We start from the raw sequence: 22,847 nt of genomic DNA, 5'->3' as shown, positions 1-22,847 counted from the left end.
CCGTTCCATCTGCGTTTCACGCAGTTCTTTTTTCAAATTAGCCACCTCTTGCTCAGCTGCGCTGAGGATAACCTTTCCATTCCCAGGAAAACTGCTGCCTTGCTTGCTGGTGAATTCCTTACGCCATCTATATAATAAAGTCACATTGATATCCAGTTCTTTCGCAAGTGCAATTAGATCTGTACGGGTGTTACTCAGTTCAACGCTCATCAGCTTGAACTCCTTCGGGTATGCTTTTCTCTCTCGTGACATAATATTCTGTTAAGATATGTAAATCCTCTTAACTCTGTGTCTACTCAAATATAGCAACTCCATTCTGCTAAAAGTCCCGTCTAAAAGTATAAGAAAAGGTATATTTGAATCTTATCCTAAGGGTTCTGCTAAAAGTCCTGTCTAAAAGTATAAGAAAAGGTATATCTGAATCTTATCCTAAGGGCTCTGCTAAAAGTCCCGTCTAAAAATATAAGAAAAGGTATATCTGAATCTTATCCTAAGGGCTCTGCTAAAAGTCCCGTCTAAAAGTTTCTCCTAAAACCTCAGTCAAGTTATCCGCCCTATTTCCCATGACGCAGAAGGAGGGCATGAGTACTATGAGTTTCTCCTCTTAATCATGAGTTTTAATAAAAAAGTCAGCCCTGTATTTTGACAATGTTTCTCTCTTCAGAGAAATCCGTCAAAATACAGGGCTGCTTTTTTTTAAAACCCTGGTGGAGAAACCCCTTACAAATCCCCCTTAGAAGGAACCTTCGTCAGGCTTACTATCCTGCTGCTCCACCTTCTTACCCTTTTTCATAAAACTAGTTTTCCCGAACCTGTAAGAAAACGTCAAATTCCCCATTGGCCCCTGCTGATACCTTTGGAAATCAACAATAGAATTCGCATCCTGCGTTAACATCCCGAACTTTCTCGTATTAAAAATATCCCTCACATTGAAACTAAGAGAAGCCTTTTTCCCTTTAAAATCATACTTCGCGCCCCCATCAACACCATACATCGCCTTTCTCGTACCCTGCGCTAACACCTGCGAAGAATTATAATCCGCCCTTACCTGCAACGTAATACTATGCGGTAAAATAATATTATTCGTCAAATTCGCATTCCAGCTGAACCCGGAATTCCCCTGGATCCCAAAAGCCGGGACCCCGTCAATCTTGCTATGGTAAACATTTAAATTCCCTGTAAAATTCCACACCTTCAACGCATCCACCTTTGCAATAAACTCCAAACCACTCGAAAGATCCCTCGTTAAATTCTCAGGCGTAGTGATAATTACCCCATCCGCATCAGGCACAGACCTTACCCTTTGAATTAAATCATTCGTCTGTCTCAGATAAACACTTGAAATCAAAGTCACCTTAGGCCAGAACTTGCTATACCCCAGCTCAAAAGAATGCACATCCTCCGGCAATAAATTCGGATTACCCTTGCGCCAGTTCAGCGGGTCAGAATAATCAATAAACGGGTTCGTATCCCACGGTCTTGGCCTGTTTACTCTTCTGGTATAACTCAGCTGGACCTGCTGCTCACCAGTAAACTTCTGCGTTAAATAAACACTCGGATATAACCGCTTATAAGCAATCCTTGCAGGCGCAGTTCCGAACACACCCGACTGATCATACCCACCCGAATTTGTATTCAGCAGCGCATCCTCAGCCCTTAACCCAAACTGATAACCAAAATTCTTAATCTGGTTCTGATAATTTAAATAAATCGCATGAACCTGATCCTTGCTATCAAAATCATTCGACAAAGGAAGATTATCCACATAAGAACCCGAAGCATTATCAAACCTTTTCGCCACTGTATTTGCATCAGAATACCTGATCTGGCTTCTATAACCAGTTTCAATCTTTCCTAATTTCCCTAAAGGCATGGTATAATCCAGCTGAATATTATAATTCTTGTTCGTTCCATCATTCGTATTGTTCAGTATATCTGCAGCTGACGAGGCAGGAACCCCATTCACACTATAAACCGAAGTATTATAAACCTGGAAATTATCATTCGTACCCGTTGAATACCCAAAATTGAAAGTCAGCTCCTGGTTCGGCTTAAACTTATGGCTATAATCTAAATTCAGATCATAACTATGGCCACTCCCATTGTTCGTATTTACCCTTTTGCTGAACTCCAAAGGAACCCTTCCCGCCGCATACTTGTTAATATCCAAAAACTCCGTGCGGTCATTAATCCTGCTATTGAACCCGCCCGAAAAGCTTAAAATATCTTTATCGGTCAGATAATAATCTAATCCCGTCTTTAAATTATGCGTTTTATCAACAGACTCCCACTTGCTCAGCTGATCCGCATAAGCCAGAGAATCCTTACGACTCAGATACTGGATATTATTATAACCACCACCAGGGCGGGTACCATAACGATACCCATAATTTCCGTAAATATTGATCTTCTTGTTCTGGAAACTTAAACTTACATTTCCATTGTAATTATCCCTGTTTCCAGCTGTTAAAGCTACATTTCCATTGAAACCTAACTTCGTGTTTTTCTTCAGGACAATATTAATAATACCAGACTGTCCCTCCGCATCATACTTTGAAGACGGATTTGTGATTACCTCTACCGTCTCAATTGAACTGGCCGGGATCGAAGCCAATACCTGCGCAATATCTCCACCCGCAATCAAAGACGGTTTGCCATCAATTAATACCTTTACCCCCGTAGAACCCCTCAAACTCACATTTCCATCCACATCAATCTGTACAGAAGGTACATTTTGCAATAAATCACTCGCAGAACCACCCTCACTGACCAGACTTTGCTCTACCGAGAAAACCTTTTTATCAATACCCAGCTGAATAGGGCTTTTCTGTCCCGTAATCGTAACCTCACTCAGCACATTTCCCTTTGCGGCTTTCATTTTTATGGTGCCCAGGTTAATTATCCGCTGATTTTTAGTGATGGCTACAGAATCCCTCACCATCGTCTGGTAACCAATATAGCTGATTTTGAAAGTGAAAACCCCTGCAGGGATGTCGTTCATCAGCAGAGAACCATCTGCATCAGTTTGTGCCACCTTTACAGTGGCTTTTGTTTTTCTGTTAATTAATATTGCCGTAGCAAAAGGAACTGTTTCATTATTTTGGATGTCTACTACTTTTCCAGTAAGTTTACCAGTAGCAGGAGTTTGTGCATTTAGTTGAAAGATTGTGGTACAAATAGTGAAAGTTACGAATAGAAACTTTGCGCAATAGTTCTTCATTTAGAATAGTCTGTGTTTAGATTTTTTTTATAGCGGCAAAGTAACGGCCTGAGAGTGAGAAAAAACGGGGGTAACTATTTTATTACAACGCGATTATGAGTAATTACAGTAATATTTTTGTGAATGAAGGATTAACTTATTCCGAGTACAGGAATTTGATAGATTCTCTTCTTAAAAGCAATAAAACAACGGGCGACGATCACAGCGAAGCCATGCTGCATTACAGCAAAATGAATGTACAGCGAATGAGCAGAGTCGATAAGACCGGCGTGCTCAATGAAGCTTTTATACAAGCCATTAACAAGCTGGATAAAAGCTATCAGCTATTGGTGATTTCCGAAGGATGGTGTGGCGACGCTGCACAGATCGTTCCCTTATTTCAGAAAATGGTGGAGTTTGCACCAGAGAAATTCGCCTTGCGTTTTGTGCTCAGAGACACAAATCTGCCACTGATTGATGCACACCTTACACACGGGGGCCGCGCTATCCCGGTTTTACTGATATTGGATGCGAACGGTGAACTGATTTCCAAATGGGGGCCACGACCAGAAGTTCTGCAGCATTTATTAGGAGAATGGAAGACTGAAATCTCTGATATGTTTGAATTAGCAGAGCGTTTGCACCTATGGTATGCCAAAGATAAAACACAAACGACCCAGCTGGAACTTACCGCATTGATCGGCGATCTGGAAAATTAGTCTACAGTTACCGTTAATCCTTCCTGCTGAAGGATTTTACGGTAGACTTCCATTTCAGTGAAAGAGCCTTCAAGTACAGCGCACTTACCTTTATTATGCACTTCCCAGGCAATTTTCTCTGCCTGCGAATCTGTATAATCAAGGTATTTTGTCATACAATAGATTACGTGATAAAAAGTATTTACATCATCATTCCATAAAATGAGCCGATGCGAGGTTTTAAGGGAGGTTAAAATCTCTTCCAGTGTAAACGTTTCTTCTTTTGTTTCTGTTGACATGATACAAAAATAAACTATTATTAAAATAAGAGCGTGTTTAATTTATAATTTTAAACACGCCCTTATAGACTTTAAACGATTTTATGCAGAACAAGCCCTGTTAACTGCCTTTAGCTGATCTTGTCATTTGCTCAAACGCATCCCACATTTCACCAGGGATGGCTTCCAGTCCATTAAATTGTCCGGCACCCTGCAGCCATTCCCCGCCATCTATACTGATCACTTCCCCGTTAATATAACCTGAGAAATCACTGACCAGGAATGCAGCAAGGTTTGCCAGTTCCTGATGTTCCCCCACACGTTTCAGCGGAACCCGGTTCTTGAAATCAAACTTCTCTGCCAGATCTCCCGGAAGCAAACGTTCCCAGGCTCCTTTAGTTGGAAAAGGACCAGGCGCAATAGCATTTGTCCGGATCCCATATTTTCCCCACTCCACCGCAAGAGAACGCGTCATGGCCAGTACGCCACCTTTAGCACAAGCCGAAGGCACAACGAATGCTGAACCCGTAAAAGCGTAAGTGGTCACAATATTTAAAATACTTGCTGCCTGTTTCTCTTTGATCCAGTGTTTACCAAAAGCAAGCGTACAATTGACCGATCCTTTTAAAACAATATCTATAACCGTAGAGAAGGCATTGGCCGATAAACGCTCCGTAGGGGAGATAAAATTTCCTGCCGCATTGTTCAGCAGGCTATCTACACGTCCAAAAGTTTTAAGCGTTTCTGCCAGTACATTTTCTACCTGCTCATAATCGCGTACATCGCAAGTGACTGCCAGGACTTTGCCGCCGGTTTCTTTTTCCAGTTCATCTGCCGTTTTCTGCAGCACATCAGCTTTGCGGCTGGTAATGACCAGATTAGCGCCAAGCTTTAGGAAATAGGTACCCATTGCTTTACCCAGCCCCGTACCGCCGCCTGTAACTACAATTGTTTTGCCTTTTAAAGCATCGTCTCTTAACATCGGTTGATTGTACATAACTTATTTCTTTTGAAGGTTGTCAATAATCATTTTCAAAATATTCCGCGTAGCCGGTGACCACCACTGTGCCAGCATAATTTTCAATGCCTCAGACTGATCTGCAGAAGTTGCTGCAATCAGCTCTTTTCTGATGTTCAGTTTACTCTGCTGCCAGGTATTAGGCTCCAGCGCCATATATTTTCTGATCTTGCGTTCCGAAGCGGTCATGATGCTGTCCTGATTGACCAGTTCATCTACCAGGCCAATCGCTAAAGCCTCTTCCGGGCTGAATAATTTACCTTCCAATAAACTTCTGGTGGCATGGCCTTTACCTAACCAAAAAGAATACAAGCTGAAAATACTTTCAGGTACGATAATTCCCACAGGAACCTCATTCAAACCAATAATGAACTTGCCCTCAGCCATTACCCTTGCATCACAAGCTAAAGCAATCACACATCCTCCGGCTGGAGAATGACCATTAATTGCAGCAACCATCGGTTTTTTAAAAGCTGTGATTTTAGCAATGAACGCCAGGAATAAGTGCCAGAAAGACTCGGCCTCTTCTTCATTGTAACCATATAGCTCGATTAAGTCCAGTCCTGCAGAAAAAAAGTTATCACGGCCTGCAATGATTACTCCGCCAATATTGTCATCATTTGCAATGTTATGGAGTATATCGGTCAGCTCAGTGATCATTTCCCTGTTCAGGGCATTGGATTTACCGCGGTTAAGCGTAATCAGTGCTAAACGGTCTTTTATTGTCACATTGATTGTGTTCATAGCTTTTTTATTTTACTTCGTAAGTATATACTTTTCTAGCCATGCGGCCATCCAGGTTCATCCCTTCTATAACAACTCTATAAGTTCCGGATTCGTCTGTATTATAGAAATTAAATTTAGCGGTTCCCGTTTCATTGGTCACCACATTAGGGTTCCAGTAAACAGTCGTCCGCTTATCTGCTGCTCTTATATTTTGGGAAGCATTGTATTTTGGAGAATAAAACTCACGTACTGCATAATAACCTTCAGCAGTAATGTTAATAATCCCCGGTGCATAAGTAGAATAACCTGTATCGCCTCCTCTTCTTGTAGTGATGATTAATACCCCTCCAGCACCTCTTGATCCGTAAATTGCAGTCGTACCCCCACTTTTTAACACTTCTACACTTTCTATATCCTGAGGCTGTACGTTGTCCAGAAAATCTGACCCTACACTTGTCCCATCCAGAATAATTTGCATCGGTACCCCATTGTTACGGGCCAGGAAAGCCTCTGATCCCCGGATTGTCAGGCCGGGAACCCTACCTTGCAGACATTGCGCCAAAGTTGTGCAATAACTTAAATCGGAGCCTTTGATCACCAGATCTGCACGGCCGGCACCATTTAGATTTGCAGAGTTCTTCGCCTTTAATTTCTGCTGAACAATATTGACCTGGTTAAGCGTGTAAGATCTTTCCAGCAGTCCGCGTTTAGTCAGGTCATCAAAATAGCCCTCACTCTTGATAATATAACTCTGTATCGCTTCATTCACATTGATTTCAATATCTCCTGTGTTTTTATTTGATGTCACTATTTGTCCGGGAACCTTGTCTATTTTGATTTCAACAGACTTTTTGTCCTTGGCATTTCTGGCCTGAACAACAAACTTTGTACTGTCCCCAAACCTGAGGTTATCAAAATTAAAATGTCCGGAAGCATCCGTTAAAGTATCCAGCATAAAGAAACCTCCTGTATTGGAAAATAGCGTAACCTTTCCTTTAGCGATTGGTTTTCCGCCTGGCGTAGTCACTATACCACTTACTTTTAAAGACTTTTCAACTGCAAAAACAGGTTTAACAACCGTATTCCCGATCACGTCTTTCCATAACAACCTGCTCCATCCCTGGGTGAGCATCAGCTGGTCCAGGTTCTCCCTGGTTTGCGGACTGTTATCCCTGAAATACTGATTAGGTTTCTCAATGTACCCCTTCAGATCGGAGCTCAGCAGCAAAGAAGTCATGATATTACTTTCGTTGTCCACATCAGGCTCTACAATACTTGCATTGGTTACAGCAACAGAAAAACTGCCATAAGTAGGTTTTCCTTCAGCTGTAGCCGAGAACTCAATCGGTACATTTTCCCTGATCTTATAGGAGTTTTTTAAATTCAGTACATTCAGATTGATATGATCGGCCGGATTGTTAATAAAAATCAGCCTTTCAGCAACCGGAATATTTTCAGGAGAAAACAACGTGAAATGAAGAATGCCCGACGGAAGTTCCTTCTTATTCAGGGAAAGCGCATTAATTTGTTTCTGTGTACTTGCCTTCAATACCGCAATGACCAGGTTGTTATGTTGGATTACCAATCTCATTTCCCCTTTATTCAACAGCGACTGACTCACTAATAACTTAGCACTTACTTTATTGCTGTCTGCATTGTTCACCGCGAGCACATAACCTGCAGCCAGCACTTTAGGAAAAGGAACCTGCTGCACCGAACCGTCTTTCAATTTAATATTCGCTGTATAGGCTTTTCCTGGCTGCGGATTTAGGATGAAACTACCCATTCCCTGGTGTGTAGTTTTAAAAGGAAGAACTTCTGTTCCTTCATTGTCCACCACCATACCCGTAACATCCTCTCCAAGACCTGAAGATCCAACTGCTTTGATCCCAATTCTCGAAGGAAGGTCTTCTACAAGATTTCCGCTTTCAGGAAATAGCTGTACGGCGACCGCTTCAGCAACTGCCTTAATCGGAATGGTTTTAACGATTTTCTCTTTATTGCCCAGTGTAAGGGTGGCGGTGATTCTTCCGGAAGTCAGCACCTCAGCTTGTTTGCTGCTGAAACCGAGCGAGATTTCTCCCTGTGCATTCGTTACTGCTTTTCCTTTTTCTACAGTTTTATCCCTCAGCCTTACTGTGTAGGTCACCGGGATTTCTGCATAAGGATCATTTTTTTTGTCTGTGAACTTAATGATTGCGTTCACCTTATTTTCATTGTCTTTTTTACTGTAGGTGTATTTGGTATTGGTCAGGACTTTATTGGCCCAGGCGTTTCCAATTTTAATCGTTTTGTCGAAAAAGAAATCAGGCCCGGCATTTCTCATCCATTGCGTATAAGCCCTGATCCTGTAATTTCCTTCGGGCAGCGTATCCGTTAATTTGAAATCGCCCCAGGTCAGTCCGGAAACCAGCTGCAGTTTTACCTGACTCTTTACTGAATCATTCTCATTGATCAGGTCTACATATAAAACCTGGCTGATTTTGGAAAGCTGATCGGTACTGTTATCCGTCACATAGGCTTTGAACCAGATGTTGTCCCCAATCGCATAATAAGGTTTGTCCAGATGTAAATGAACTTTTTCCTGTGGATTTTCCTGCGTATAATCAGCAAGTTTCTTTAACAGGGTTTCGAAAGGGTCATCTGCTATTCTGAATGCTAAAGAGAAAGCGCAGACCAGCAGGAAAAGGCAGGCATAGAGGTATTTGGTTTTCATAATATAGTAAAAAAATAGAGCCTCAATATAGGGATATTGAGGCTCAAATACTATAAATTAATAGGAAGTTTAAAAGCTATTCTTCCACATCATACTTTCTACTGGCTTGGTAGTCTTGTTACTATACTTTGCATCGTCCTTCGCGTTGTATAAAGTTTCAATATCACCCTCCACAGCAAAGTAGATCAGCTGGCCAATCGGCATCCCTGCATAAATCCTTACGGGTTGTGCACAGGAAATTTCCAGTGTCCAGGTGTTGCAGAAACCTACATCACCTTTTCCGGCAGTCGCATGAATATCTATTCCTAAACGTCCGGTACTTGATTTTCCTTCCAGAAAAGGAACATGTGCATGGGTCTCCGTATATTCAAGGGTTACCCCCAGGTATAAAGTTCCGGGTTGTAAAACAAACCCATCTTTTGGAATCTCAAAATGCTGAATTTTATTGTGTGCTTTGGCATCAAGCACTCTGTCGGTATAAGTAGCCAGGTATTTTCCAAGATGAACATCATAGGAATTTGTGCCCAGACAGTCTGGTTTAAAGGGCTCAATAATTATTGTCCCTCTGTCAATCTCTTCTAGAATACGCTTATCGGAAAGTATCATTTGTAAAGTCTTTGGGCGAAATTATGATTAATTTAAGATACTTTTGCATTGATTTTTTAAATACGATGCCTGTAATCTATAATAAAGATGTTGACGATCATACCATACTTGCTGTATGGAAAATCCAGGAACGCGAAGAAGACCTGATTTCCGGCCTGCAATTAAAGGCGCATGAACTCGATTTTCTGGCTACTTTGAACAATGGCAAGCGCCTGTTGCACTGGTTAAGTACACGTTTACTTTTACGCACGATGCTGAATACTGCAGACTATATTGACTGCCGGATTGATGCCCATGGAAAGCCATACCTGGTGAACTCTGCTTCAACCATTTCCTTAAGTCATTCTTTTGATTATGCGGCGGTCATGATCGGGAAAGAAAAAGGTGTTGGCGTGGATATTGAAAGGATAGAGCCTAAGATCCACCGGATTCAGCAGAAATTTCTGTCTCCAGAAGAACTGCTGCATGTCAAAGACAATACCGACGGACTTTATGTTTGCTGGTGTGTTAAAGAAGCCATCTACAAATGGTATGGCAAAAAAGGACTGGAATTTAAAAAACACATTCATATACAACCCTTCGGGCTGCAGCAGGAGGGGACACTGACCGCTATAGTTGATTTGCCGGAAGGAACGAGAACGCTGACCGCGAATTATTTCAAAACCGCAGATGGCTATATGCTGGGATACGTGGTCGCTTAATTTTAACAGACATGAATAAAAAGGTAAAATTTATTGATTGGGGGCTTTTGGATTATCAGGAAGCCTGGGACAATCAGGAAGTTATTTTTAAAGATACTATAGCCGTTAAAACAAATAACCGTATACAAGAGACTACTGTCGAAACCCCTAATTTCCTGGTATTTTGTGAGCATCCTCATGTTTATACCTTGGGAAAAAGCGGACATGCAGAGTATTTGCTGCTGGATGAAGAAGGGCTGAAAGAGAAGAACGCCACCTATTATAAGACGAATCGCGGCGGTGACATTACTTATCACGGGCCGGGTCAGATTGTAGGTTATCCTATTCTGGACCTGGATAATTTCTTTACTGATATTCATTTATATCTCAGAACACTGGAAGAAGCGGTTATCCTGACTTTGGCCGAATATGGGATTACTGCTGGCAGATATACCGGATTTACCGGGGTATGGCTGGATGCTGACAATGAGAAAGCAAGAAAAATTTGTGCGCTTGGTGTGCGTTGCAGCCGCTGGGTGACCATGCATGGTTTTGCTTTTAACGTAAATGCAGATCTGGATTATTTCAAGAATATAATTCCCTGTGGAATAGATGATAAGGATGTAACCTCGATGCAAAGAGAGCTTGGTTACGAATTAAATTTAGCTGAGGTGAAAGCCATACTTAAAAAGCACATTTCTAATTTGTTCCACATGGAACTATATTAATTCTTTGTTATTTGTCAGGCTTTAGTAAAACATTTATTTATTTTTTTTCTTACCTTACGGGGATAAAATTAAATAAACTATGGATTATAACGCTTCAACTTCACCAATGTCTACAGGAGTAGGCCTTTTTGGAGGATTTACTTACCTCGCTATTCTTGTCCTGGTAGTCTACTCAATGTGGAGAGTTTTCGAAAAAGCAGGAAAACCAGGATGGGCAGCAATCGTTCCCATCTACAACATTATTGTATTGCTGGAAATTATAGGCAAACCACCAATCTGGATTTTATGGATGCTATTGCCATGTACTAACATTATTTTTGGTATCTGGGCATTGAACCTGCTGGCTAAAAGCTTTGGTAAATCTGAAGGTTTCACCATTGGTTTGATTCTGCTTCCTTTTATCTTTTTCCCTTTACTTGGACTAACAGATGCTAAATATCTGGGCCCGTCAGCTAAAGAAGCGAATGGATTTGGTGGTAACAATCAATTTGGTGCAAACAACCCATTCAATGGAAATACTCCTTTTGGAGCAAACAATCCATTTAACCAACCTCCGGTTACCCCGCCAACTACACCAACTACACCACCAGCGGCACCGAACCCACCAACACCGCCAACAACACCAGAGGCTTAATTTAAATGCCTGAAATATTTCTTTTATCCGCTTTCTCTTTTTTACTGGAGAAAGCGGGTAATTATATGCTGCCATGTCCCGTTAAATATCTGACTGGATATGATTGTCCCGGCTGCGGATTCCAGCGCTCCTTACTCGCATTGCTCAAAGGTGATTTTGCGCAGAGCTTTCAGCTGTATCCGGCTACGGTTCCCATCCTGCTGACCTTTGTGATAGGCCTGGGTGCCAATTACTTTTGTGGGGCGAAAAGCAAGACACTCGTTAATGTATTGTTTGTGCTTACCGGATCAATCATTACGATCAGTTATCTTTTGAAGATTTTCATGCCCCATGTTCATTAATAAATACCTGTAAATTATTACCTTCAACATCTGATTCCTGGCATCTTTCGTAGATTTTAAAATGAAGTTAACGACAATAGCTATCCTGATGATTTGTATGTCAGGATGTGGGAAAAACCCGACAAACGGTATGAATAAAATTGATACAACTCCAATTGATCCACCCACAGATCAGCTGACTTATCTCGCACTAGGAGATTCTTATACCATTGGTGAAGCCGTGAAACAGGCAGAAAGCTTTCCTTATCAGCTCAGAGAAAACCTGAACAAGCAGTCACTTCATTTTTCAGCGCCTAAAATTGTGGCCACAACCGGATGGACTGCCGGAGAACTGATTGCAGGAATTAAAGCAGAAACCTTTTTGCCGAAATATGACCTCGTGACTTTGCTGATTGGCGTAAATGATCAATACCGGGGATATTCCATAGCAGCCTACCGTAAAGAGTTTATTGCGCTGCTAAAAACAGCCGTTACTTTTGCCGGTGGAAATGCAGCCCATGTATTTGTAGTCTCTATACCTGATTGGGGAGTGACCCCTTACGGTGTGCAAAGCGGCAGGGATATGAAAATTGTTGCGAAAGAAATAGATGCTTTTAATGCGGTGAATAAAGAAGAAAGCCTCAAAGCAGGGATCAGCTATACTGATATTACGCCAGCTTCAAGAAATGCGGCAACTGATGCTGCACTGGTCGCTTCAGACGGTTTGCATCCTTCGGGAAAAATGTATAAAGAATGGGCAGATCAACTCAGCCCATCCGTTAATAAAGCTTTTAAATAAATACCGTTAACATTCAGGTAAACTGATTGGGATGTTGGTCGCTAAACCGCCATCCGAAGTTTCTTTGTATTTTGAGTTCATATCCAGGGCAGTTTCCCACATCGTTTTGACAACTGCACCTAAACTTACTTTTGCCTTATCCGGGTTGCTCTGTAAAGCCAGCTGACTTGCAGTGATGGCCTTAATTGCGCCCATTGTATTCCGTTCGATGCAAGGGATCTGCACCAGGCCGCCTATCGGGTCACAGGTTAAGCCCAAATGATGTTCCATGGCAATTTCTGCCGCCATCATCACCTGGCGTTGAGAACCGCCCATACATTCTGTTAATGCAGCCGCGGCCATTGCTGAAGAAACACCGATCTCTGCCTGACAGCCGCCCATTGCCGCTGATATGGTTGCTCCTTTTTTGAAAATACTTCCGATTTCAGAAGCACAGGCAATGAATTGTGTGATTTTCTCTTCGTCGAAGCCATCACAAAAAGCAATATAATATTGTAATACTGCCGGGATTACACCTGCAGCACCGTTGGTTGGTGCAGTGACTACACGGCCAAATGATGCGTTTTCTTCATTGACAGCCAGTGCAAAGCAACTTACCCAGTCTAAGGTGTAATTAAAGCTGTTTCCGCCAGCTCTGATCGCTTGAATCCAGCTTTCGTAATCTATATACGGCCTGTTGCCGATCAGCCTTTTATTTAAAGCTGCTGCTCTGCGGCCCACATTTAATCCTCCGGGTAAAAATCCACCAGTATGACAACCGCGGAAAGTACACTCCTTCATGACTTTAAAATGCTGAAGCATGCCCTTTTTGGTTTCCGCTTCGGTACGCCACATCAGCTCATTTTCCATCACGACTTCAGAAACTTTTAAGCCTGTAGTTAAACACCAGTGCAATAGATCTCCGGCTATTTCAACGGGGAAAGGAAGTTCTACCTGCTCTTTATCGCCGCCTGTTTCACCTTCTTTCACGACAAAACCACCTCCAATGGAGTAATACGTTTCAGAAAACGCGCTGCCATTGGTTAGAAAAGCCTGTAAAGTAACTGCATTCGGGTGAAAAGGTAAACTCTCTTTGTACAGGAAAATTAAATCATCCGCATAATCAAAAGCGATCTGATGACTGCCTCCCAATACCAATTGCTTGTCGGCTTTAATAGCAGCTACGGTAGAATCAATAGCGTTTACATCAAAAGTTACCGGATCTGCGCCAATCATTCCCAATAAAATGGCAATGTCAGTACCGTGGCCATGACCTGTTTTTGCAAGAGAACCATAAAGCAATATTTTTACTTGTTCCACACCATTCAAAAGGTCTTTGTTCGCTAACGAAGCTGTAAACTGCTGGGCAGCCCTCCAGGGGCCAAGGGTGTGTGAACTCGACGGGCCTATCCCGATCTTAAAAATATCAAATACGGAGATCTGTTCTCTATTCATACTGCAAAGCTAAATAGTTTAAGATGAATAATAGGGGGTTAGAACTGAAATTCAAGAATTTTTTCATCTTGTAACATATGATCGACAAATAGCTTGTGGTTTTTTGGTGACCCTACCGCAGTCCATGTTCCGCTGATAATTCCTTCGGACATGCGCTGCTGACCACGGTTTAACCTTAAACCCGCAATCTTGAAATGCTCTTCATAGCTATCCAGTCCTTCGTTTTCATATTGTTTGACAATCTTATATTCTCTGGAAGAAGAACGGCTTTGCACGAATTCTTCCACATAAGGGAAGAAAATCAGCGCGAGTAAAACAACGATGGTTACACCAATAGATTGTTCTGAATAACCAGCACCTACAGCCATACCTATGGCAGCCACAATCCAGATTACACATGCCGTGGTTAACCCTCTCACCCGGTTTTCTTCTTTGAAAATTACACCCGCACCCAGAAAACCGATTCCGGTCACAATGTTCGAAGCGATACGGTCCTGGCTTCCTGTACCAATTTTAATAGATAAAATAGTAAAAAGGGTAGAGCCCAGACCTATCATGATCATGGTTTTTAAGCCGGCTTGTTTAGCTCTTAATTCGCGTTCAATACCAATAAGCCCGCACAGGAGTATGGTCAGTAAAAACTTATATACTTCGCTTTGGGTAAGAAAGTGGTTACCTTCAATAAATTCTTCCATGGTATCAAAAAGATAAAAAAATGCTTAAAGTTTTAACTTTTATAAAGATAAGTAAAGAACGCTGAAAAGATAGGTTTAGTAGAAGTCATAACACCGCAACCCATTAAATTTATTAAAGCTGGAACTATTGGGGAAATACTTTTGATACCCGACACTCGCCTCGGTGGTGCCGTTGGTATTGGTATAGTTTATTTTGGAAGTGGTCGCATCATGGCTGATGCCCAGTCTTAATTTTTCCCCGTTCTGCCGTCCGGTAAAAATATCGAAGATCAGCGAAACGACAATTGCATCCGGCCCGCCTTCACCTGCTGTGCGATACCAGAGGCCAGAGTTAAGCCCCTTGTGTTTAAACTGCGCACCTGCACTCATAGAGGATACATTTCCCTGTTTATAATACACAACTGAAGGAATGACGTAAGAAGCTTCATCCACTCCATAAGTGTAATTCTGGGTCAGCGCGATCCGGTAACTCGCATAACCGGTAAGCAGCATGGGGAGCTTCGCCTGCGCGCCACTAAAAGATTCATCTGGCTGGTTGATATGATGTGAAGCCACACCCGCCATAAAATTCCCGTACACCAGGTTGGCTCCCGCCGCAGGATCAAAGAAAAATTTAGTGGCCTGGTTGGGTGGTTGCGCCGCACTGATACTTCCCGGGATATAACCAAGCCGGTTGTCAATCTGATCAGAGAATACCAGTTTATTCCAGTCAATCTGCCTGCTGGTAAACCCAGCCTGGATACCAAAAGATAAAATGAAATCATCCGTGCCTACGCTATAAGAATAAGTCGCTGCTATATTGTTTTTCACCAGGAAGGCTGTCCCTTCAGAGCTGCGGTTGAATTGTAAGCCAACTCCGCCGCCAAACCGGGGGATATTCAAATCGGCCGATGCGTTGATATAGGAAAGCGTACCATTCAATCCCGTCCACTGGTTCCGGTAAATCATATTCATCCTGATGTCACCCTCAAACTGCCCGGTCAGTGAAGGGTTGAGATATAATGGGGCATTAAAAAACTGGGAGTAAATATGATCCTGAGCCAATGCAGCAATTGACCTGGCGAACAAGCAGAACAGCAAAATATAGGTTGATCTCAGTTTCATATTCCGGTTATCTGATTAAGTGGATAATTCCTGTTCTTTTTGGTGCTGAAGAATCGTAAGTCATTCCTTTCCACTCCATGCCGTTAATGAATTCTACATCAATCTTCCAAAAGTATACGCCTTGGGGGGCGGGGCTGCCCTTGAATAACCCGTCCCATCCTTCAGCAGGCCGGCCATCGTCGAGCAGGGTTGTTTCCCATAAGTCTTGTCCCCATTTATTGAAAATGCTCATCCGCCAGTTTTTGATTCCCGATCCTTTGGCTTTATAAATCCGCAGTTCGGGTGTTTCACTACCGGGCATAAAGGAATTGGGCAGGAACAAATAGCCCGGCACACCAACCACAGAAACTTTCTTGAAGGTGGTGGCAAAGCAGCCCTGCTGATTGGTTACTCTTAAGGTAACTACATATGTTCCTGTATCCAGATAGGTATGAGAAGGACTCTTCAGGATCGAAGTTTGTTTATCTCCGAAATCCCAGAACCACACTGCCGGGCTTCCGGTACTTTCGTCTTCAAACCGGAACGTATAATCCGGGATACTGATAACCGTTGAAGGAGAGACGTTGAACTGCGAAACTGGAGGGGGTACAATATGGATATAATCGGTTAGCGCCGAAACATTGGAACAACCTAAAGAATTGGTCGCCTTTAAGGTAACCGTGTAAAATTCCTTGCTGCCGCCGAAGGTATGTTCTGGCTGAAATTCGGAGGATGTTGTCCCATCCCCGAAATCCCATAAATAACTGATCCCGCCACTGCTGGTATTTTTAAACTGTACAGCCAGTCCCGGACAGCCTGAAAGTATATCCCCGTTAAAGGCAACAGCGGGCTGTGGAAGCACTTTGATAGTTTCGGTAGTTGTGGTGTCAGAACACCCGTTTGAAGCGGTCAGTTTCACGGTAAAGGTTCCTGAAGACGTAAAAGTATGCGCCACAACTTCGGGTGCAGACCGGGTAATTAAGGTAGTTCCATCCCCAAAATCATATTGAAAACTGCTTGCGCCTTTGCTATTGTTATAAAAATTAACTTTCAAAGGTGCACACCCTTCTTTTTCATCTGCATTGACAACTAATTCCGGTAAAATGGTATTCGGAGAAACCCGGATCGTATAAGAAGTTTCTTCTCTTCCGCACTCATTCTGCGCAGCCATTTTTACAACATATTCTTTAACAGCTCCTGTGGTATAGGTATGTGTTACGGGTGATTTATCAGTTTTGGTCAGCAACGTGCCATCCCCGAAATCAAAGTAATAGGTATTGGTCCCCCCGGGAGAAGTATTGCTGAAAGTTACTTTCATCGGCGAACAGCCAACGGTTTGATCAGGAGAGAATAAAGAAATGGGTCTGGCTTTTACAAAAACTCCTGATACCACGGTAACCTTTCCACAAGAGGTTGTGGCAGTCAGTGCAACTTTATAAGTGGTGTCCTTACCGAGCGGATCTGGCTGGAAAGTAACCTGTCCGGGCATAACCTGTGTGGTAGTTACGCCATTCCCAAAATCCCAGAAGAAAGTTGCGTTGGTCAAAGAGGTAGAGGTATTGATGAAATTGACTTTCAGCGGGCCGCAACCTTCTTTGGCACTTTGTGTAAAAGCAGGGACGACATTCTCAATCGTACTAAAGGTGTGGCTGAATTCATCTTGCGTACAGCCCAGGCTGCTGGTGACCACCAGTTTAATCACAACTGTACTATTGCTGAGTTTCATCGTATAACCCGGGAAATTGCTGCCAGTTCCAATTTGTAAATCGTCAGCATACCAGGTGTAGCTAGCATTGCGATCGGGATAAGTAATGGCTGTTATATTTAAAACAAAAGGAATACAGCCGTTATCTGCGGTAAAAGTATATTCAGCTTTCGCATTGGGTTTGACGGTAATCTTTACGGAAGGACTGATACTCTGTAAAGCTCCATTACAAGCCTGTGTACTCACCACACGTCTGTAAAAAGTAGTGGCAGTTAACGCTTGTGGTATATAGCCTGAAAATACAGCTGCGCTAATGTCCGTCCAAACCGTATTATCCGGACTGGATTGCCACTGATAATTAAAATGACCGTCAGATCCGGTGGGCGTACTGCCAGTCAAAGCTGCGGGAATTAAGCCTGTACAGATTGTTTGGTCAGCAGTGATAGTGTTATTGCCGATTGGAGGCTGGGCAATTATCTGAATCACATTACTCAGCATAGGGCAGGGGCCACTGGTTACTGTTCTGCGGAAACTTAAAGTAGATAAAAGTTTGAAATTCAGGTCTTTTGAGGTTTGTCCGCTAATCACATTCCATGTAGCCCCATTGTCGGTGCTGCTTTCCCAGAGGTAAGTATAGGTCCCGTTTCCTCCGGTTGGCGTATCACCTGTGATGTCAATTGTTTGTCCATAACATACCTCAGCGCTGCTGCTGCTAATCGTATTGCTGACAGCAGGGAGGTTGGTAATGGTTACCTCAGCCGTTGTTGGTGTACAGTTTGCAGCGCCTGCGATTGTCCATTTTAACACATAAGTCTGGCCTGGGGTAAGTCCGGTAATCTGCGTTAGCGGGTTGGAAGGATCAGCAATGACCAGTGTCCCGGATACCACAGACCATTGTCCTGTTTCTCCTGTTTTAGGCGTGTTCCCGGCCATTGATGTACTTAATTTTGCGCATAAAATCTGTGCTGGCCCGGCGCTGGCAATCGTAATCGCCGCATCCACTTTGACAGTAATGGTAACTGGTGTTCCCTGGCAACTGGTTGTGGAAACCGGGGTAATCGTATAAGTTACCGTTCCCTGTGTGGCACCGCTGTTCACTAAAATATCCTGAATTGCAGTGACTGCAATTGGAATGGCTTGATTTGTATTCCCGGTGATGCCTGCAGTGGCAGTACTTGTCCAGGTATATTTAGTATTGGCTATCGTGGAATTCAGTGTAATTCCAGCAGCTTCATTTCCGCAGATTGTGGGTTGGGCTGCGGTGGCTGTAACTACTGGTATGGGTGTAATCGTTACAGTAAAAGTATAAGGTACGCCATCACATCCGTTACTTTTAGGGGTAACCGTATAAATGACTACAGCATTAGCTGTTGCATTTGTATTGGTGATGACCTGATTAACCGGGCCAGACCCCGTTGCTGAAAACCCGGTAGCCATTCCGTCGGCATTTGCAGCTGTCCACGTAAAAGTACTGCCTGTTACAATGGATGCAGGCGTATGAAAAGCAGCCTGACCGGAACAAATATTCTGCGTCGTATTTGTTCCGGTATTGTTAGGGTAAATCTGTACGGAAATATTTGCCTCAACGCTTGCACAAGGTGCGGGAAGACCAGTTTTGACTCTGAGAATAACCATTGCAGCTCCGGCATTGCGTTCAGCAGCAGTAGGGGTGTAAGTTGTAATTAGATTATCTGGTGCGGAAAATACACCTCCATTACTTACCCATTCAAAAGTGGTATTTGGATTATTGTCAATAATATTCCCGGTCAGACTGATCGCTGAATTATAACAAACCGGGTTGGCAGCGGCAGTTATTTCAGGTTTTGGTGATTTGGAAAGTGTGATTTTCTGCGCTTTTGTTATAGTCCCGCAATTGTTAGTATGCGTCAGCGTTACCGTATAAACAGCGTAATCAGCAAAATTAAGTGTTGGATATTTAGTATTTGGGCCATCAGGTGATATAAAAGTGTAATTACCCGTACTGGTCACTGTCCATGTATAAGTTCCGCTGGGTTCTTCTGCTGTTCCATTCAGTGTGGTTTGCGTAGGGCCTGCGGTAGGATTAAAAGTGTAATTTCCAGTAGCACACAGCGTAACATCTGGCGATAAAGTAGCTTCGGGCTGTGTATTGACCACAATTTTCTGCGGAGCACTGGTCACTGTACAGGTTCCGGACTGAACAGCCAGCGTTAGATTATACACCCCGGTCTGCGTAAACTTAAATTGCGGAGTAGCGGTATTTGCATCAAAGGTAACCCCGGTTGCCGGAGTAACTGCCCACGTATAAACAGGGCCGGCATTCGGGCAGGTATTGTCCAGTACAGAAGTATTGACAGGAGTTAACGTGCCCGGAGTTAAACAAATCACCGGATTCCCCAAGGTGAAGGAAGGTTTTGGAGGATCTTGTACACAAATAGTTTTCTCCGCGTCATCAGCCTGGCAATTGCCGTTACTTTTTGAAGTCATGCGGATCACGTGCGGGCCTTTGGTTGTGAAAACAGGGCTTGGCGGCGGAGTAGCAAACGAAACATCAGTTAATACTCTGACCCCATCCACATACCACGTATAAAGTACATTGTTATCACTACAACCCGTAGAGCTGGAATTTGGATTTTGTCCGGCGGTAGATTGGTTGCTCATGATTACCCGGTCACCCACACAAACTACAGAAGGTGCATCAAACTTATTGACGGGCCTGGAAACTACCCTGGCTGTTGTTGAAATAGGCGTTCCAATAGCCCCGCAATACGGACTATAAACGCCGACATTAATTCCAAAAGCATTGTAATTCGTTTGATTGCCTGTTGTATATGTAAATCCGCAAGATGATTTCGTAAACGTATGCTGTACCTTGTTGTTGTTCGCCTTGATGTCACAAATCGTATACTCATCTGTTTTCCCGTCCCCCCAATCTATTTTATAAGTATTTCCCGGAAAATTGGCCGCGATACCCGTAATTTTATTTACTTCGACCCCATATTCAAAAGAACCAACCGGAAAGCAGACGGTATTGCTGCTGGTTGTCGTAAAGGCAGTGACTGCAAGATTGTTGATTAAAAAATAGGATTGCGTACCTATTATCCCATCGGGGGAAGCTGCTTTCACAAAAACGGTATAGTGCGCCTGATCTGCTGTGAAAGTATTAAGTTTAGTTGCGGCTGAATAGGTTAACGTAACCGGAGTTCCCGGATTTAATTCATTGCTAACTGTGGCTGTGGCTATATCGGTCGTGGACTCATTCGTGAAGTTGAATTCCGTGCCTGCTGCGCTGTTACAGGAACCAAAAGTCAACGGATTCGTATTTATTGTAGAGGCTACACTGCTGAGTGCAGCTGTAACCGGCATTCCGGCCTTGATCTCAAAAGGAGCTGACAAATCAGTACTCAATACAGGGTTTGAAGATTTAACCCTTACTTTATAACCTGTGCCGGCTGGTGTATTTGCTGGTATCGTTCCGTTGACAAAAGTGGTATAGAACCCATTGTAAGTGCCGAGTGTAATTTCGTTGCCTGCATTGTTGACTAAAACCAGGCTAAACGTATTACCTATCCGGATACAGCTGCTTTCTCCAATACTAAAAGTGGCACTAAGGCTCGATCCGGGCGCATAAGGTCCTCCATCCACCATTCCAAGGGTAAGTTGAGCACTGGAATGAAAGGATATAATATTAAGGAAGAGAGCGAGAAAGACAGTTAGAATTTTCCTCATATTGTATCGGTATATCAATTTAGAAAATAGAATCTATTTTTCCAAGCACCTGCCTTACAAAGAGTTGAAATTTCTTAGACGTAAAAAAGCCTCCAGTTTTAAGACTGGAGGCTTTAATCAGCAATTAACAGAATTGACTTACATCATTCCGCCCATTCCACCGCCACCCATAGGAGGCATAGCAGAACCTGCTGCATTATCTTCAGGATCATCAGCTAATACACACTCTGTTGTTAACAACATCGCTGCAATAGAAGCTGCGTTTTCTAAAGCTACACGACCAACTTTAGTTGGATCGATAACACCTGCACTGATTAAGTTTTCATAAACATCAGTACGGGCATTGTAACCGAAATCACCTTTACCTTCTTTAACTTTTTGAACTACGATAGAACCTTCAATACCTGCATTCTGGCAGATTTGACGTAATGGCTCTTCGATAGCACGTTTAACGATTGCGATACCAGTAGTTTCGTCTTCGTTAGATCCTTTCATTCCTTCTAAAGCTTCGATAGCACGGATGAAAGCAACACCACCACCAGCAACGATACCTTCTTCAACAGCCGCACGGGTTGCATGTAAAGCATCATCAACACGGTCTTTTTTCTCTTTCATTTCAACCTCAGAAGCTGCACCTACGTAAAGAACTGCAACACCGCCAGCTAATTTAGCCAAACGCTCTTGTAATTTTTCTTTATCGTAATCAGAAGTTGTAGTTTCGATCTGAGCTTTGATCTGGTTAACGCGGGCTTTGATATCATCAGATGAACCAGCACCGTTAATGATCGTTGTATTGTCTTTGTCTACAACGATTTTCTCAGCAGTACCTAAATAAGTAAGGTCAGCATTCTCTAATTTGTAACCTCTTTCTTCAGAAATTACAGTACCACCTGTTAAGATAGCAAGATCTTCTAACATTGCTTTTCTACGGTCACCAAAACCTGGAGCTTTAACAGCAACAACTTTCAGAGAACCTCGGATTTTATTCACTACTAAAGTAGCTAAAGCTTCACCATCTAAATCTTCAGCGATGATCAATAATGGTTTACCAGTCTGAACTTGTTTCTCTAAAATCGGCAACAATTCTTTCATGTTGCTGATCTTTTTGTCATAGATCAAAATATAAGCGTTTTCTAATTCCGCTTCCATTTTATCAGCATTAGTTACAAAGTATGGAGATAAGTAACCACGGTCAAATTGCATACCTTCTACTGTTTTTACTTCAGTTTCAGTACCTTTTGCTTCTTCAACAGTAATTACACCATCTTTACCTACTTTACCCATTGCCTCAGCGATCAGTGCGCCAATAACTTCGTCATTGTTTGCAGAGATAGATGCAACCTGTTTGATTTTGTTATTGTCTTCACCAACAGTTTGAGACTGAGATTTTAAGTTTGCTACAATTGCTGTAACAGCTTTATCGATACCACGTTTCAAATCCATTGGATTTGCACCAGCAGCAACGTTTTTGATACCCGCTGTAACGATCGCCTGAGCCAATACAGTTGCAGTAGTTGTTCCGTCTCCTGCAATGTCAGCAGTTTTAGAAGCAACCTCTTTAACCATTTGAGCACCCATGTTTTCGATAGGGTCTTTTAATTCAATTTCTTTTGCAACAGTAACACCATCTTTCGTAATTGCTGGTGAACCGAATTTTTTATCAATAATTACATTACGTCCTTTTGGACCTAAAGTTACTTTTACTGCATTAGCCAAAGTATCAACACCTCTTTTCAGTGCGTCACGGGCTTCTACGTTATATTTTACTTGCTTTGCCATTTTTAACTTTTTTTTAATATTTGGTGAGATTTGCCGGGTTA

Annotated in this window: 18 protein-coding genes; 6 read left to right on the top strand and 12 right to left on the bottom strand. The window is 42.8% G+C overall.

The genetic code is table 11. The features are described 5' to 3' along the window. Together LY11_RS24720 and LY11_RS24715 are read right to left on the bottom strand one after the other, a co-directional pair. Positions 1-252, bottom strand: a 252-nt coding sequence (locus tag LY11_RS24720; RefSeq protein WP_146610911.1) for a transposase, incomplete at its 3' end; no start/stop codon positions are given. Positions 253-733: 481 nt separating this feature from the next. Continuing rightward, complete coding sequence (locus LY11_RS24715) at positions 734-3,220, bottom strand: TonB-dependent receptor domain-containing protein (protein ID WP_111636274.1); 2,487 nt, start codon at positions 3,218-3,220, stop codon at positions 734-736. Positions 3,221-3,315: 95 nt separating this feature from the next. Here LY11_RS24715 and LY11_RS24710 point away from each other — a divergent pair, with 95 nt between their 5' ends. Beyond that, on the top strand, positions 3,316-3,918 hold the full coding sequence (locus LY11_RS24710; protein ID WP_111636273.1) for a thioredoxin family protein: 603 nt from the start codon (positions 3,316-3,318) through the stop codon (positions 3,916-3,918). Here the strand turns inward: LY11_RS24710 and LY11_RS24705 are convergent. From LY11_RS24705 to dcd, 5 genes are all read right to left on the bottom strand, one after another. Next, a complete protein-coding gene (locus tag LY11_RS24705; RefSeq protein ID WP_111636272.1) occupies positions 3,915-4,196 on the bottom strand; it encodes an ATP-dependent Clp protease adaptor ClpS in 282 nt (93 codons plus the stop codon). The two genes, LY11_RS24710 and LY11_RS24705, sit on opposite strands and share 4 nt — an antisense overlap. 100 nt (positions 4,197-4,296) lie before the next feature. Continuing rightward, positions 4,297-5,172: an SDR family oxidoreductase gene (locus LY11_RS24700; RefSeq protein WP_068404114.1), complete on the bottom strand. Its 876-nt coding sequence runs from the start codon at positions 5,170-5,172 to the stop codon at positions 4,297-4,299. Positions 5,173-5,175: 3 nt separating this feature from the next. Beyond that, positions 5,176-5,937 (bottom strand): enoyl-CoA hydratase/isomerase family protein, encoded by a 762-nt coding sequence (locus tag LY11_RS24695; RefSeq protein ID WP_111636271.1) that lies wholly within the window; start codon positions 5,935-5,937, stop codon positions 5,176-5,178. A 7-nt stretch (positions 5,938-5,944) separates the two neighbouring features. Then, on the bottom strand, positions 5,945-8,635 hold the full coding sequence (locus tag LY11_RS24690) for a carboxypeptidase-like regulatory domain-containing protein (protein ID WP_111636270.1): 2,691 nt from the start codon (positions 8,633-8,635) through the stop codon (positions 5,945-5,947). A 69-nt stretch (positions 8,636-8,704) separates the two neighbouring features. Continuing rightward, positions 8,705-9,241 (bottom strand): dCTP deaminase, encoded by a 537-nt coding sequence (gene dcd / locus LY11_RS24685; RefSeq protein ID WP_111636269.1) that lies wholly within the window; start codon positions 9,239-9,241, stop codon positions 8,705-8,707. A gap of 23 nt (positions 9,242-9,264) precedes the next feature. Here dcd and LY11_RS24680 point away from each other — a divergent pair, with 23 nt between their 5' ends. The 5 genes from LY11_RS24680 (at position 9,265) to LY11_RS24660 (ending at position 12,402) form a co-directional block, all read left to right on the top strand. Beyond that, on the top strand, positions 9,265-9,942 hold the full coding sequence (locus LY11_RS24680) for a 4'-phosphopantetheinyl transferase family protein (RefSeq protein WP_245952885.1): 678 nt from the start codon (positions 9,265-9,267) through the stop codon (positions 9,940-9,942). Positions 9,943-9,953: 11 nt separating this feature from the next. Next, a complete protein-coding gene (lipB, locus tag LY11_RS24675) occupies positions 9,954-10,649 on the top strand; it encodes a lipoyl(octanoyl) transferase LipB (RefSeq protein WP_111636267.1) in 696 nt (231 codons plus the stop codon). Positions 10,650-10,728: 79 nt separating this feature from the next. Next, positions 10,729-11,283: a DUF5684 domain-containing protein gene (locus LY11_RS24670; protein WP_245952884.1), complete on the top strand. Its 555-nt coding sequence runs from the start codon at positions 10,729-10,731 to the stop codon at positions 11,281-11,283. 5 nt (positions 11,284-11,288) lie between these two features. Then, positions 11,289-11,624, top strand: a complete 336-nt coding sequence (locus LY11_RS24665; RefSeq protein WP_111636266.1) for a DUF2752 domain-containing protein — start codon at positions 11,289-11,291, stop codon at positions 11,622-11,624. A gap of 61 nt (positions 11,625-11,685) precedes the next feature. Then, positions 11,686-12,402 (top strand): SGNH/GDSL hydrolase family protein, encoded by a 717-nt coding sequence (locus tag LY11_RS24660; RefSeq protein ID WP_111636265.1) that lies wholly within the window; start codon positions 11,686-11,688, stop codon positions 12,400-12,402. A gap of 6 nt (positions 12,403-12,408) precedes the next feature. Here the strand turns inward: LY11_RS24660 and LY11_RS24655 are convergent, their stop codons facing one another. The 5 genes from LY11_RS24655 to groL all read right to left on the bottom strand — a co-directional run bounded on the left by LY11_RS24655 (position 12,409) and on the right by groL (position 22,806). Next, complete coding sequence (locus LY11_RS24655; RefSeq protein ID WP_111636264.1) at positions 12,409-13,836, bottom strand: L-serine ammonia-lyase; 1,428 nt, start codon at positions 13,834-13,836, stop codon at positions 12,409-12,411. Between the two features lie 38 nt (positions 13,837-13,874). Continuing rightward, positions 13,875-14,531: an MgtC/SapB family protein gene (locus tag LY11_RS24650; RefSeq protein WP_111636263.1), complete on the bottom strand. Its 657-nt coding sequence runs from the start codon at positions 14,529-14,531 to the stop codon at positions 13,875-13,877. Between the two features lie 75 nt (positions 14,532-14,606). Further along, positions 14,607-15,635, bottom strand: coding sequence for a PorP/SprF family type IX secretion system membrane protein (locus tag LY11_RS24645; protein WP_111636262.1), 1,029 nt, complete (start codon positions 15,633-15,635; stop codon positions 14,607-14,609). Positions 15,636-15,642: 7 nt separating this feature from the next. Next, on the bottom strand, positions 15,643-21,027 hold the full coding sequence (locus LY11_RS24640; RefSeq protein WP_111636261.1) for a PKD domain-containing protein: 5,385 nt from the start codon (positions 21,025-21,027) through the stop codon (positions 15,643-15,645). Positions 21,028-21,165: 138 nt separating this feature from the next. Further along, entirely contained in the window at positions 21,166-22,806 is a 1,641-nt protein-coding gene (gene groL / locus LY11_RS24635) for a chaperonin GroEL (RefSeq protein ID WP_111636260.1), read from the bottom strand. Positions 22,807-22,847 lie beyond the last annotated feature (41 nt).

Source organism: Pedobacter cryoconitis, from assembly GCF_003259615.1.
Lineage (GTDB): Bacteria > Bacteroidota > Bacteroidia > Sphingobacteriales > Sphingobacteriaceae > Pedobacter > Pedobacter cryoconitis.
This window is presented reverse-complemented; position numbering and strand designations above follow the sequence as displayed.

What these genes read in the sequence shown, in the direction of transcription:
- LY11_RS24715 (WP_111636274.1), bottom strand. Translation starts at nt 3,220, where the DNA reads ATGAAGAACTATTGCGCAAAGTTTCTATTCGTAACTTTCACTATTTGT.
- LY11_RS24710 (WP_111636273.1), top strand. Translation starts at nt 3,316, where the DNA reads ATGAGTAATTACAGTAATATTTTTGTGAATGAAGGATTAACTTATTCC.
- LY11_RS24705 (WP_111636272.1), bottom strand. Translation starts at nt 4,196, where the DNA reads ATGTCAACAGAAACAAAAGAAGAAACGTTTACACTGGAAGAGATTTTA.
- LY11_RS24700 (WP_068404114.1), bottom strand. Translation starts at nt 5,172, where the DNA reads ATGTACAATCAACCGATGTTAAGAGACGATGCTTTAAAAGGCAAAACA.
- LY11_RS24695 (WP_111636271.1), bottom strand. Translation starts at nt 5,937, where the DNA reads ATGAACACAATCAATGTGACAATAAAAGACCGTTTAGCACTGATTACG.
- LY11_RS24690 (WP_111636270.1), bottom strand. Translation starts at nt 8,635, where the DNA reads ATGAAAACCAAATACCTCTATGCCTGCCTTTTCCTGCTGGTCTGCGCT.
- dcd (WP_111636269.1), bottom strand. Translation starts at nt 9,241, where the DNA reads ATGATACTTTCCGATAAGCGTATTCTAGAAGAGATTGACAGAGGGACA.
- LY11_RS24680 (WP_245952885.1), top strand. Translation starts at nt 9,265, where the DNA reads ATGATTAATTTAAGATACTTTTGCATTGATTTTTTAAATACGATGCCT.
- lipB (WP_111636267.1), top strand. Translation starts at nt 9,954, where the DNA reads ATGAATAAAAAGGTAAAATTTATTGATTGGGGGCTTTTGGATTATCAG.
- LY11_RS24670 (WP_245952884.1), top strand. Translation starts at nt 10,729, where the DNA reads ATGGATTATAACGCTTCAACTTCACCAATGTCTACAGGAGTAGGCCTT.
- LY11_RS24665 (WP_111636266.1), top strand. Translation starts at nt 11,289, where the DNA reads ATGCCTGAAATATTTCTTTTATCCGCTTTCTCTTTTTTACTGGAGAAA.
- LY11_RS24660 (WP_111636265.1), top strand. Translation starts at nt 11,686, where the DNA reads ATGAAGTTAACGACAATAGCTATCCTGATGATTTGTATGTCAGGATGT.
- LY11_RS24655 (WP_111636264.1), bottom strand. Translation starts at nt 13,836, where the DNA reads ATGAATAGAGAACAGATCTCCGTATTTGATATTTTTAAGATCGGGATA.
- LY11_RS24650 (WP_111636263.1), bottom strand. Translation starts at nt 14,531, where the DNA reads ATGGAAGAATTTATTGAAGGTAACCACTTTCTTACCCAAAGCGAAGTA.
- LY11_RS24645 (WP_111636262.1), bottom strand. Translation starts at nt 15,635, where the DNA reads ATGAAACTGAGATCAACCTATATTTTGCTGTTCTGCTTGTTCGCCAGG.
- LY11_RS24640 (WP_111636261.1), bottom strand. Translation starts at nt 21,027, where the DNA reads ATGAGGAAAATTCTAACTGTCTTTCTCGCTCTCTTCCTTAATATTATA.
- groL (WP_111636260.1), bottom strand. Translation starts at nt 22,806, where the DNA reads ATGGCAAAGCAAGTAAAATATAACGTAGAAGCCCGTGACGCACTGAAA.